At 50.2% G+C, this 12,074-nt stretch carries 10 protein-coding genes and 1 pseudogene; 4 read left to right on the forward strand and 7 right to left on the reverse strand.

Annotated elements, in window-relative coordinates:
* Positions 1-38: 38 nt before the first annotated feature.
* Together OGY17_RS10710 and OGY17_RS10715 are read right to left on the reverse strand one after the other, a co-directional pair.
* Positions 39-782: a YciC family protein gene (locus OGY17_RS10710; protein WP_003020663.1), complete on the reverse strand. Its 744-nt coding sequence runs from the start codon at positions 780-782 to the stop codon at positions 39-41.
* 28 nt (positions 783-810) lie between these two features.
* Positions 811-888, reverse strand: a pseudogene (locus OGY17_RS10715) (YkgJ family cysteine cluster protein); the annotation flags it as partial.
* Positions 889-1,180: 292 nt separating this feature from the next.
* Between OGY17_RS10715 and ompW the strand changes: the two are divergent.
* From ompW to OGY17_RS10735, 4 genes are all read left to right on the forward strand, one after another.
* Positions 1,181-1,819, forward strand: coding sequence for an outer membrane protein OmpW (ompW, locus tag OGY17_RS10720; protein WP_003833354.1), 639 nt, complete (start codon positions 1,181-1,183; stop codon positions 1,817-1,819).
* Positions 1,820-2,240: 421 nt separating this feature from the next.
* Positions 2,241-2,957: a YebC/PmpR family DNA-binding transcriptional regulator gene (locus tag OGY17_RS10725; RefSeq protein ID WP_100272378.1), complete on the forward strand. Its 717-nt coding sequence runs from the start codon at positions 2,241-2,243 to the stop codon at positions 2,955-2,957.
* A gap of 606 nt (positions 2,958-3,563) precedes the next feature.
* On the forward strand, positions 3,564-3,839 hold the full coding sequence (locus tag OGY17_RS10730) for a hypothetical protein (protein ID WP_032943616.1): 276 nt from the start codon (positions 3,564-3,566) through the stop codon (positions 3,837-3,839).
* Between the two features lie 186 nt (positions 3,840-4,025).
* Positions 4,026-5,498, forward strand: a complete 1,473-nt coding sequence (locus OGY17_RS10735) for a GGDEF domain-containing protein (RefSeq protein WP_079935304.1) — start codon at positions 4,026-4,028, stop codon at positions 5,496-5,498.
* 32 nt (positions 5,499-5,530) lie between these two features.
* On the opposite strand, the gene trpA is transcribed toward OGY17_RS10735, so the two are convergent.
* From trpA to OGY17_RS10760, 5 genes are read right to left on the reverse strand one after another with little or no spacing between them, the layout of a single operon-like run.
* On the reverse strand, positions 5,531-6,337 hold the full coding sequence (trpA, locus tag OGY17_RS10740) for a tryptophan synthase subunit alpha (RefSeq protein WP_032943613.1): 807 nt from the start codon (positions 6,335-6,337) through the stop codon (positions 5,531-5,533).
* A complete protein-coding gene (gene trpB / locus OGY17_RS10745; protein WP_003020645.1) occupies positions 6,337-7,530 on the reverse strand; it encodes a tryptophan synthase subunit beta in 1,194 nt (397 codons plus the stop codon). The genes trpA and trpB overlap by 1 nt, the downstream gene beginning before the upstream one ends.
* Before the next feature lie 10 nt (positions 7,531-7,540).
* Positions 7,541-8,899 carry a bifunctional indole-3-glycerol-phosphate synthase TrpC/phosphoribosylanthranilate isomerase TrpF gene (gene trpCF, locus OGY17_RS10750; protein ID WP_079935308.1) on the reverse strand — a complete coding sequence of 453 codons (1,359 nt, stop codon included), beginning with the start codon at positions 8,897-8,899 and terminating at the stop codon, positions 7,541-7,543.
* A 3-nt stretch (positions 8,900-8,902) separates the two neighbouring features.
* A complete protein-coding gene (gene trpD / locus OGY17_RS10755) occupies positions 8,903-10,498 on the reverse strand; it encodes a bifunctional anthranilate synthase glutamate amidotransferase component TrpG/anthranilate phosphoribosyltransferase TrpD (protein ID WP_003020639.1) in 1,596 nt (531 codons plus the stop codon).
* Positions 10,498-12,060 (reverse strand): anthranilate synthase component 1, encoded by a 1,563-nt coding sequence (locus tag OGY17_RS10760; protein ID WP_234610715.1) that lies wholly within the window; start codon positions 12,058-12,060, stop codon positions 10,498-10,500. Before OGY17_RS10760 ends, trpD begins: the two co-directional genes overlap by 1 nt.
* Between the last annotated feature and the right edge of the window lie 14 nt (positions 12,061-12,074).

Here is a 12,074-nt window from a genome sequence, read left to right on the forward strand (position 1 = left end):
CAAAAGCACCGGGAACAAGCCCGGAATGCGTTCAGGGTTTATTGGCGAATCAGCATATACAGGCGGAACAAATAGATCAGCAACACGGCGGAGATCATATTGCTCAGCGTATTCGCCAATACCGCGCCTACATTCGGCGTAAGTACTGCAAAACTTGGCGCAAAAAGCAACAGCAGCGTTTTTGCCAGCAACCAACCGATCACTGCCGGCGCAACCAGTCGCATATTCGACCACGCCAGACGCATACTGTTGCGCATCGCGGCAAAGACACCCATTTTGTCCTGTACCAACATCACCGGTGCGAGTGCCAGCAGGATCGCCAGCAGAATACCGGGAACAACAACCAGCATAATACCGATTTGCACTAGCAGAGTAGTCAAAAAAATCAGAATAAACAGCTTCGGCAACACTGGCGCACTGGCGCCGATAGCACGTAACGCACTGACCCGATGACCTGCTGAAATCAGCTGAATCATCAGGATGACCCCCCCGGCGAGGATGGCATTACCAATCAGACCGGAAAACGTCGACGCCGCGGAAGCGCGTAGCAAAATTTGCTGTTGCTCCGGGGTCATGTTTTGCACCAGATCGAACAGCCCCACGCTGCTGGTTAACTGATCGCCTTCACTGAGTTGCGCAATTTGTGCGTCAGTGGGGGAAAAGGCATGCCCTAACACCACTGTGATAAACGCGCACAACAACGATACCAGCAAGATGGTAATGAATTGATTACGGAAAAAGTTTCCCGTGTCACGGTAAACGGATTTCGCCGTGATAGACATGCACTCTCCTTGAGTTTTGCAGGTGTTCATTTGCGGGCAATTGTACCCTGGATAACTCTACAGTGGCAGCATCGCGCGATGTATGGAAAAGCATATCTTTGTAAAGCTGCAGTAATTTTTGGCTATGACTTCAGCGTCGTGCATAAACGCTGTTTGTTATCTGCGCATCACGCGCAGATATCCATCACCCATCAGCAATGAGCTGGGGGTACTTGCACATTGAAAATATATCAAAATTGATCTGAATTAATTTAACCAGGATTTTGAATGCAAGTTCTAACTTAATCTGGATCAATAAATGTTAAATTATCAAAGTCAATGTGATCCATGTTAGATCACTTATTACTCCAATGTGGGTATATTCGTTCCGCTTTTATAACCATAACGATGGAGCGGACATGAAAAAATTAACAGTTGCAGCATTGGCTTTAACAACTCTTCTCTCTGGTAACGCATTTGCGCATGAAGCTGGAGAGTTCTTTATTCGTGCAGGTTCAGCCACCGTCAGGCCGACGGAAGGTGCAGGTGGTACGCTGGGCAGCTTAGGTGGCTTTGATGTCAGCAATAACACGCAGCTGGGTCTGACATTTACCTACATGGCAACCGACAATATCGGTGTTGAATTACTGGCAGCTACGCCGTTCCGCCATAAAATCGGCACTGCTGCAACGGGGGATATTGCCACCGTACATCATTTACCGCCGACGTTAATGGCGCAGTGGTACTTCGGTGACTCCAGCAGTAAACTGCGTCCGTACGTAGGTGTTGGGGTGAACTACACGACCTTCTTCGATGAAGGCTTTAACGATAACGGTAAAGAAACAGGGTTATCGGACCTGAGTCTGAAAGATTCCTGGGGGGCAGCAGGGCAAGTCGGTATGGACTATCTGATTAACCGCGACTGGTTGATTAACATGTCGGTCTGGTACATGGATATCGATACCACCGCAAGCTATAAAATGGGTGGCGTCCAGCAGCGAGACAGTGTACGCCTCGATCCGTGGGTGTTTATGTTCTCTGCGGGTTATCGTTTTTAAGTTCTTCTGCAAAACCCCTGCAAAACTGGTCATCAAGTGACCAGTTTTTTTTCATTCTTTTCCACGCGTGTCGTTGTCTTGAACGGCCATTATTTTGCTCCTCTGGCCTGACAAAATTTGTGTGTCGAAACCTCGCTATAAGCAGTGCAGCAGCAACTTTAATAGTAGAAGTGTTTGTCTGGAATATCACTTTTGTTTCTCTTCACTTATGCATTATTGCTGCGGACCATTTATTAAGAACAAAAAAGAACCAGAGGATAATTTATCAATAATGTTAACTATTGATAAAATTAAAGTAACATATCGTAAAATTCTAATATTTTTATTTTTAATAGACGAGGATTTATACGTCATGATATAATGTAATGCTAGGTTATTTACCTGTCGGCTATGTAAATGAATTTTTGAGGAGATCATTCCAGTGGGACGTAAGTGGGCAAATATTGTTGCTAAAAAAACAGCTAAAGACGGAGCAACGTCTAATGTATATGCAAAATTTGGTGTCGAAATTTATGCTGCTGCTAAACAAGGCGAACCAGATCCAGAATTAAATACAACTTTAAAATTCGTTATTGAACGTGCTAAACAAGCGCAGGTTCCAAAACACGTTATTGATAAAGCCATTGATAAAGCCAAAGGCGGCAGCGATGAAACGTTCGTGCAAGGGCGTTATGAAGGCTTTGGTCCCAGTGGTTCACTGATTATCGCTGAAACATTGACTTCAAATGTTAACCGTACGATTGCTAATGTCCGCTCAATTTTTAATAAAAAAGGCGGGAATATCGGAGCGGCTGGTTCTGTCAGCTATATGTTTGACAATACCGGAGTGATTGTATTTGAAGGGACAGATCCTGACCACATTTTTGAAATTTTGCTTAATGCTGAAGTAGATGTTCGTGATGTAACCGAAGAAGAAGGAAACATCGTTATTTATACAGAATCTACAGATCTTCACAAAGGCATTGCAGCTTTAAAAGCCGCAGGGATTACTGAATTCTCTACCACAGAATTAGAGATGATTGCTCAATCAGAAATTGAACTTTCACCAGAAGATTTAGAAGTCTTTGCAGGGCTTGTTGATGCCCTTGAAGATGACGATGATGTTCAAAAAGTATATCATAACGTTGCTAATCTCTAATGATAGATTAAAAGAATCTGTCATTATGGCAGATTTTTTTAACTCATAAAATTGTTATGAAGAAGAATGTCTGGCCAGATATATCTATTCTAAAAAACTGATAAAAACCACTATCTTAAAAAAGAAAATGTAATAATTAAAATCTCTGGCCATAACTTCTTAGGTACGCGATAAACGTTATACGTCCAATATGCCCCGCGATATCCTGCATCCACTCAGCACCGCTATGAACAATTGAGATGTTAACTCCATCATTCCAGATAATCTGGTGTAAGCACAACGTGAGTTTCTCACTCATCACTGTCCCGACATTATCAGTGAAGCTTTACATCAGATTATGTGGTCCGCTTCTTGCTCAGAATAGTCCAATGATTGACAGTCTCAGACAGTATGGAAAAAATGAGTGCACCATTATTACAAACTCGGATATTTTCCATCGTCATCAACTAAATTTTCTGATCTTCGCCAGAGATTCGCACGGAGCTGTCTGTTACCGTTTTCAGACAATATCCTTACCTCGACCCATCGTTTAAACAATCCCATCCTACCTTTCTCCCTTTGATGTAGTGCTACTCTTTAAGCAAAACAACTTTGAGGGTATTGCTGATGATGTTGACCCGCCATCTGCTACAGCAAAAAATAACACTTCTGGAACCGTTCTCCGAAGATCAAACGGCAGCGTTTGCCGTGAGTGCTGCACGTGAGTTATTGCTTTGCATGGATAAAATTGAGGCGCTGGAGAAACTTATTGCGACTCCGGTTACACTACCTTATTGCAGCGCCAGTCCGGTTTGTGAGATTGAGGCGGGCTATGCCGCAGGCGTAAACGACTGCCGCGAGGCCATTCGACGGGCAGGGTATCCTATTGAAGGTGATGATTAGTTTGCGCTTATGTTAACAAATATGTGCTTTTGTTGTATAAAACTGTAACCTAAGCGCGCGACTGCGGGCTGCATCAACTTACCTGCTTCGGGGTGGCGAACATTCTCTATCAACGTACAACGCTGTTATGCAACAACATAAACGGGTAACCGATTTGGCAACACTGTTAACTATCAGGGTGGACTCGTGAAGATTGTGCAGGATAAGCTCAGAAACAGGCAGGCACTGCTGGTATCAGGGCTCATTACGTTGGTATTTACGTCGTTGTTTCTGTTTATTATTTATGAACAGCGAATGGCCGCTGCCAGCGAAGGTGTCAACCGCCTGCAAGCGCGCATGATGGACATTTTTAACGATAATGAGCTGATCGCTGATGCGATTGGTGAGCGCTATCACCACATCAAAAATGGCGAGCAATGTGGCGATATGTCTCGATTTGTTCCTCGGAATGATCAGGAATGGGGAATTAACGCCGACCCAAAGCGGCTGCATTCAGCGACCGGGACAATGGTTGCCCAGCAAACCAGCCACAATGCGCTGTGTATGTATACAGCGGCTGAATTTATTCGTGGTATGGTCAATGAGCTAAACCCGGGCAGTTTTGATGCACATCGTTATATTATCGCCAAAAACTCAGATTATTTTTACTGGTTTATGGCTTCCGATTCGCGCAATTTCAGTTTCTCTAATTCTGAAATGGCACGGGATATCACCAACTTTTTCTATCCTCCGGTCGATTTCTATACTCGATTACTGCAAAAAAACGTCAAAAACAAAGCCCTTAGTTCGACGAATTTTTATACCGATAAAATTACCGGTGAAAAAGCTTATAGCGTGGTGAGTTATATCTACGATCTGTCTGGCAAAGAGATATCAGACCAAATCGTAGCCTATCTGGTCTATGACCATTCAAAGCCCGAATTGCAGGAAGCGTTAGCCCAGGCATTTGACAACCAAATTCCACCGGAGCTGAATGTGGAGTTGGTGAATTTAACAAACCATGAGAGTCTCTGTTTATCCGGTAAATGTACCGGTCAATCCCGCTTTATGGTGCGCAATTTTTCGGAGAAATATGCGCTGCACTATTCGCTTTCATTAGGCCGTTTTATGGCGCGCGACGCACATGCCGGGATTGTTATCCTGCTGGCGCCGTTCTTTTTCATCATCATTAGCTTCTCGTTAAAGTCATGGCTAAACGAAAGCGACCTAAAAGTTTATATCGATACTCTGACCGGCTGTTTTAACCGCCGAATTCTCGACATCATCAAGCGTCGGGATTTATCACACTGCTCGGTGGTGCTACTTGACTGTAATAAGTTCAAGGCCGTCAATGACACCTGGGGCCACGCGGCAGGCGATCGTGCGCTGCAAATTATCGCCAACAGAATGCTGTCAAACACCCGCACCAGTCACGATATTGTGATTCGTACCGGCGGGGATGAATTTATGATCCTGCTGTTTCGATCGCAGGCAACTGACGCTATAGCAATCGCGCAACGTATTAGTGGGCAGGTGACCAGCCATGTGTTTGTGGTGGATGGCCATACCGTGCCATTGTCAGTATCGTGGGGGATTGCAGAGGTGAATGGTGAACTTGATGTGGCCATTCAGAATGCGGATAGCGCTATGTATAGAATGAAGCACACGAAAGAAGGATAAAACCGCCAGAAATTTCTGGCGGTTGATTTAGCTTATTGGTGGGTGGCGGCTTTCATCGCGCTGACAAACGCTTTCAGCTCAGCCAGCATCTGTTCCGGTGCCGCAACATTTTTCTCAATGATTTTCACAATTGCCGAGCCGGAAATTGCACCGGAAGCACCGGCTTCAATAGCACCGGCTACCTGTTCAGGCGCAGAAATACCAAAGCCCTGTAAAGAAGGTGGAGCATCATATTGTTTCAGCTTTTCAACCAGATGATGCAGCGGTAATGCCGCACGATTTTCGGCACCGGTCACGCCTGCACGTGAAAGCAGATAAGTGTAGCCACGACCATAAGAGGCAATCTGGCGTAGCAGTTCTTCATCAGCGTTCGGCGGGCAGATGAAAATTGGTGCAATATTGTGACGGAGCGCTGCAGTTCTGAATGGTGCAGACTCTTCAACGGGAACATCGGCCACTAACACAGAATCCACACCCACTTTTTCGCACTGGGCGTAAAACTCGTCAATGCCCTTGCTGAAGACCAGGTTGGCATACATCAGCAACCCAATGGGAATCGTCGGATGCTTCTGGCGAATCAGCGCCAGCATTTCAAAGCATTGCGACGGTGTAACGCCGGCGGCAAACGCACGCAGGGTGGCTTCCTGAATAGTTGGGCCATCTGCCAGCGGATCGGAGAACGGAATGCCGAGCTCAAGCGCGTCGGCACCGGCTTCAATCAGCGTATCAATGATTTTCAGTGACTGCTCAACAGACGGATCGCCCAGGGTTACGAAGGGGACAAAAGCGCCTTCTTTGCGGTCCTTCAGCTGTGCAAACAGGTTTTCGTAACGTTCCATCAGATTTCCCCTCGCGCTTTCAAAATATCGTGTACGGTGAAAATGTCTTTGTCGCCGCGACCGGAGAGATTAACCACCAGCAACTGCTCTTTTTCTGGATTCTCACGCATCATTTTCAACGCGTGCGCCAGGGCATGGGAGGACTCCAGTGCCGGAATAATTCCCTCGTGCAGACACAGCGTTTTGAAGGCTTCCAGTGCTTCATCATCGGTGATTGAAACATAATCGGCGCGACCAATGCTGTTCAGGTATGCATGCTGTGGCCCGACCGATGGGAAATCCAGCCCTGCAGAAATAGAGTAAGACTCTTCAATCTGTCCTTCTTCAGTCTGCATCATTGGGGACTTCATGCCGAAGTAAATCCCGACACGACCATGCTTCAACGGTGCGCCGTGTTCTCCAGACTCAATCCCGTGACCGCCTGGCTCTACGCCAATCAGACCTACGCTGGTTTCATTAATAAAATCGGCGAACATCCCGATGGCGTTAGAACCGCCGCCTACGCAGGCGATAACGGCGTCCGGCAGACGACCTTCTTTTTCCAGAATCTGCGCCTTGGTTTCTTCACCGATCATGCGCTGGAACTCACGCACAATGGTCGGGAAGGGGTGCGGACCAGCCGCCGTACCGAGCATGTAGTGCGCGGTATCGTAGCTGCCAGACCAGTCGCGAAGCGCTTCGTTACAGGCATCTTTCAGCGTTGCGGAACCGCTGTGAACGGGGATAACTTCAGCGCCCATCAAACGCATACGGAAAACGTTAGGCGACTGACGTTCAACGTCTTTCGCACCCATATAAATACGGCATTTCAACCCCAGCAGTGCGCTGGCGAGAGCAGATGCAACGCCGTGCTGACCCGCGCCGGTTTCGGCGATGATTTCCGTTTTCCCCATACGCTTCGCCAGTAACGCCTGACCCAGCACCTGGTTGGTTTTGTGCGCACCGCCGTGCAGTAAGTCTTCACGCTTGAGATACAGCGTCGTGTTGGTGCCTTGAGTAATGTTCTGGCACTTGGTCAGTGCGGTTGGGCGACCCGCATAGTTTTTCAGCAGATCTGTAAACTGCGCCTGAAATTCAGGATCCTTTTGTGCGCTGACAAAAGCTTCTTCCAGCTGGCGCAGGGCAGGCATCAGAATCTGTGGCACATACATACCGCCAAATTCACCAAAGTACGGATTGAGTAATGTTGTCATGTCCTTTTCCTTAATATGCGCGCAGCGTCTGAAAGACCGAAGCCAGAAGACGTGCATCTTTGATGCCCGGCTGTGACTCTACGCCAGAATTGAAATCGAGACCGGCACAGCCGGTTTTTGCCGCGTCAACGCAGTTATCTGCGCCGAGTCCGCCAGCCAGTAAAACGTTATCCAGCGATTGTCCGCCTAAAAGTGACCAGTCGAAGCGTTGACCGCTGCCGCCCTGGCCGTTGTCGAAGACGTATTTATCGACATGCTGATAATCACGGGCTGGCAACGTCTCGCTGACGCTGAGTGCCTTCCAGATTTGCACCTGTGCGGGCAGTAAGTCGCGCAGGGCGTCAACATAGGACTGGTCTTCGTTACCGTGCAGTTGCACGGCAGTTAGTCCCAGCTCCGCCGCTGTTGCGCTCACGTCGGTAATATCTGAGTTGCGAAACACCCCGACGTATTGCAGCGGCGCGCCGGTCATGACCTCTCGCGCTTGTTCAACGTTGACCGCGCGCGGTGATGTGGGGACAAAAATCAAGCCGCCGTAAATGGCACCCGCTTCGTATGCCGCATTTGCATCCTGAGCCCGGGTTAAACCGCAGACTTTATTCTCGCCGAGCAGTACGCGTCGCACGGCGGCGTGCAGATCAGCATGCGACATCAGCGCGGAGCCAATCAGAAAACCGTTAGCGAAGTGGCTGAGCTCGCGCACCTGACCGTAAGTATTGATGCCGGACTCGCTGATGACGGTCACACCATGACCCAGTCGCGGTGCCAGTTGACGGGTGCGATTCAGATCAATCGACAGATCGCGTAAGTCACGGTTGTTGATACCAACGACTTTGGCGCCCAGTGCGATAGCACGCTCCAGCTCTTCTTCGTTACTGACTTCGGTCAGTACGCCCATTTTCAGGCTGTGGGCGACGGCGGCGAGTTGACGATATTGCTCATCATCGAGCACCGACAGCATCAGCAAACAGGCGTCCGCCTGGTAGAAACGCGCCAGGTAAATCTGGTAAGGATCGATAATAAAGTCCTTACACAGAATCGGCTGCGGTGCGATGCGGCTGACGATAGGCAGGAAATCAAAGCTCCCCTGGAAATACTTCTCATCGGTCAGTACGGAGATCGCGGAAGCATAATGTTTATAGATGCTCGCAATCTGTGCAGGGTCGAAGTCATCACGGATCACGCCTTTTGATGGAGATGCTTTTTTGCATTCCAGAATAAAGGCGGTGCGTGCACCTTGCAGCGCATCGTAGAAATCACGTGAGCCAGGCTGAACATCATCTTGAAAGCTGGCCAGCGGTTGTTGCTGTTTGCGGGCTTCTACCCAAATCGCCTTGTCTGCGACAATTTTCGCTAAAACGGTTTGCATCATTTACCCTCTTGCTGCCAGTGCAGTGACGCGGTCATAGGCCGCACCGCTACGCAGTACATTAATCACGGTTTGCGCATTGGCTTTTAAATCTTCTTCACCGTGCAGGCGCATTAACATGGCGACATTCGCGGCAACAGCAGCTTCATGAGCGGCTTCACCTTTACCTTGTAACAAGCGACTAAGAATGTCACGGTTTTCTTCCGGCGTGCCGCCAGCCAGCTGTTCCTGGTGGTAAGGCGTCAAACCAAAGTCTTCTGCCGTCAGTTGATAACTCTTGATTTCCCCATCGTGCAGCTCTGCCACAATGGTCGGCGCATGCAGCGAAACTTCGTCCATGCCACCACTGTGCACCACGGCTGCTCGTTGATATCCCAGCACGCGCAGCGTTTCAGCAATCGGTAGCACCAGTTCCGGGCTGTAAACACCGATCAGCGCCAGCGGCGGATGCGCCGGGTTAATCAACGGGCCGAGCACGTTAAACAGCGTGCGGGTTTTCAACTGCTGACGTACCGGCATGGCATGGCGAAAACCGGTGTGATATTTCGGCGCAAACAGGAAACACACCCCGAGGTCGTCTAGCGCCTGACGGGATTTATCAGCGTTCATATCCAGATTGATGCCAAATGCCGCTAACAGATCCGAAGAGCCAGACTTGCTGGAGACGCTGCGGTTGCCGTGTTTGGCAACTTTCAGTCCGCAAGCCGCCGCAACAAAGGCGCTGGCGGTAGAAATATTGATGCTGTTGCTGCCGTCGCCGCCGGTACCGACAATATCGGCGAACAGATAATCAGGGCGCGGGAACGGGGCGGCGTTTTCCAGCAGCGCGGTTGCCGCACCGGCAATTTCATTCGGGTGTTCGCCACGAATTTTCATGCTCACCAGCGCCGCAGCCAGTTGTTCCGGCTTCAGTTCACCGCGAACGACTGCGGAAAACAGCTGGTGACTTTCCTGCTGGGACAGCGTCTGGGCCTGATACAGTTTCTCCAGAATGGGTTGCAGCGTATTGGTTTGTTCAAGCTTCTGTTGCGCCCAGGCCAGCGTTTGTTCCAGCAAACGCGCGCCCTGGGTGGTCAGAATTGATTCCGGATGGAACTGGAAGCCGCAGACGCGATCGGTATCGTGACGTACCGCCATCACCATGCCGTTAAAGTGGGCGTTAATGGTCAACCCAGCAGGTACGTTGCTGCCAACCAGTGAATGATAGCGTGCCACCGGCAGCGGATTCGCCAGACCGGCAAACATCGCCTGACCGTCGTGTTCAATGCTGGACGCTTTGCCGTGAAGGATCTCTCCGGCCTGACCCACATATCCACCATAGGCTTCAACAATGGCCTGGTGTCCCAGACAAATACCGATGATTGGCAGCTTGCCGCGCAAACGGGTTAACAGCTCCGGCATGCAACCTGCCTCGCTTGGCGCGCCTGGTCCTGGAGAAAGCATCAGCACCGGATTTTTCATGGTTGCTAAGCGGTCAATCAACGTCTGGGCCGGAATATGGTTGCGGTAAATCACCACATTGTGACCATTAGTACGCAGCTGATCCGCCAGGTTATAGGTAAAAGAATCGATGTTATCAAGCAGCAGAATGTCAGCCATTAGAAGGTCTCCTGTGCGTGGTGCGCGGTAGCGATAGCACGCAGAACCGCGCGCGCTTTATTACGGGTTTCATCGGCTTCAGACTGCGGTACAGAATCCAGAACAATCCCAGCACCGGCTTGTACGGTGGCAATACCGTCTTCCACGAGGGCGGAGCGAATGACAATACAGGTATCCAGATCGCCATGCGCCGTGAAGTAACCTACCGCACCGCCGTAGCTGCCACGGCGACGACCCTCGGCCTCGGCGATAAGCTGCATGGCGCGAACTTTTGGCGCTCCGCTTAACGTGCCCATATTCATACAGGCGCGGTAAGCGTGCAGCACATCCAGATCGCTACGCAATTCGCCGACCACGCGCGAAACCAGGTGCATAACGAAGGAGTAACGATCGACTTTGGTGAGGTCAGCAACATAGCGGCTGCCAGGCGTACAGATGCGCGCCAGGTCGTTACGCGCAAGGTCAACCAGCATCAGGTGCTCAGAAAGCTCTTTATGGTCGGTACGCATCTCCAGCTCGATACGGCTGTCGAGATCGCGATCAAGCGAACCGTCCGCACGACGACCGCGCGGGCGAGTACCAGCAATCGGGTAGATCTCAATCTGGCGGCTGGTGGCATCGTATTTCAGCGAGCTTTCCGGGGAGGCGCCAAACAGCGTGAACTCGTTGTCTTGCATGAAAAACATGTATGGGCTGGGGTTACTTTTCTTCAGCACATAGTAGGCCGCCAGCGGAGATGGGCAGGGCAGCGAGAAACGGCGGGATGGCACCACCTGGAAAATTTCACCCGCGCGAATCGCTTTTTGCATGCCACGAACTACGGCGCCAAACTCTTCATCGCTCTGATTGCACTCGCAGCGCATCTGCGGGACTTCAGTGACCGGCAACGGCGGCGCAGGCTCGGTAAGCTGCTGGCTCAATTGCGCCAGACGAGCGTTAAGACGCTGTTTTTCCGCATCATTGGGGGTAAAAATACTGGCCTGAATACGGGTGCTTTTTTTCTGGTGGTCAATAACCATCAGCGTTTCTGCCAGATAGAAGCAGTAGTCAGGGCAACGGTTGCCCGCTTCAAGCTGAGGTAAATCTTCAAAACCGGCAACCAGGTCGTAGGAAAAAAGACCGCCGAAGAACATCGCTTCACGTTCTTGCACAGGAACATTCACCAGCTCCTGCAATAAACGGAATGCATCAAATACGGACAGGGAGCATAAGCGGGCGTCTTCATCGAGCAGTGGGCTGACGGCAGGGAATCGCAGATGGCGACCATTCGGCTGTTGTTCGTTCTCAACGCCAGCGGGCAGGGCAACATCCAGCAGCGACAGCAGCGATGCGCCGTTTGCGGACAATGCCTGAATAGTGACAGTGTCACCGAGAGCGGTAATGCGTAATGCGCTGTCGACCAGCAGCAGGCTCTTCAGATCGTCTTTGCTGTCGATATCTGCAGATTCCAGCAGCAGTGTTGCTGGACGTGCGCCACACACTTGATGAAACAGCGCCGTCGGATTCTCACGGTAGGCGGCATCGCAGGCAAGCAGTTCGAGTGTCGGTTTTTGAGTTTGCATCGTTATTCTCATTA

It is taken from the genome of Citrobacter sp. Cpo126, from assembly GCF_030332445.1.
GTDB classification, from domain to species: domain Bacteria; phylum Pseudomonadota; class Gammaproteobacteria; order Enterobacterales; family Enterobacteriaceae; genus Citrobacter; species Citrobacter portucalensis.

Excerpts from the sequence above, each read along its gene's own strand:
- OGY17_RS10710 (WP_003020663.1), bottom strand. The coding sequence starts at position 782 with ATGTCTATCACGGCGAAATCCGTTTACCGTGACACGGGAAACTTTTTC.
- OGY17_RS10760 (WP_234610715.1), bottom strand. The coding sequence starts at position 12,060 with ATGCAAACTCAAAAACCGACACTCGAACTGCTTGCCTGCGATGCCGCC.
- trpB (WP_003020645.1), bottom strand. The coding sequence starts at position 7,530 with ATGACAACATTACTCAATCCGTACTTTGGTGAATTTGGCGGTATGTAT.
- trpD (WP_003020639.1), bottom strand. The coding sequence starts at position 10,498 with ATGGCTGACATTCTGCTGCTTGATAACATCGATTCTTTTACCTATAAC.
- ompW (WP_003833354.1), top strand. The coding sequence starts at position 1,181 with ATGAAAAAATTAACAGTTGCAGCATTGGCTTTAACAACTCTTCTCTCT.
- trpCF (WP_079935308.1), bottom strand. The coding sequence starts at position 8,899 with ATGCAAACCGTTTTAGCGAAAATTGTCGCAGACAAGGCGATTTGGGTA.
- OGY17_RS10730 (WP_032943616.1), top strand. The coding sequence starts at position 3,564 with ATGATGTTGACCCGCCATCTGCTACAGCAAAAAATAACACTTCTGGAA.
- trpA (WP_032943613.1), bottom strand. The coding sequence starts at position 6,337 with ATGGAACGTTACGAAAACCTGTTTGCACAGCTGAAGGACCGCAAAGAA.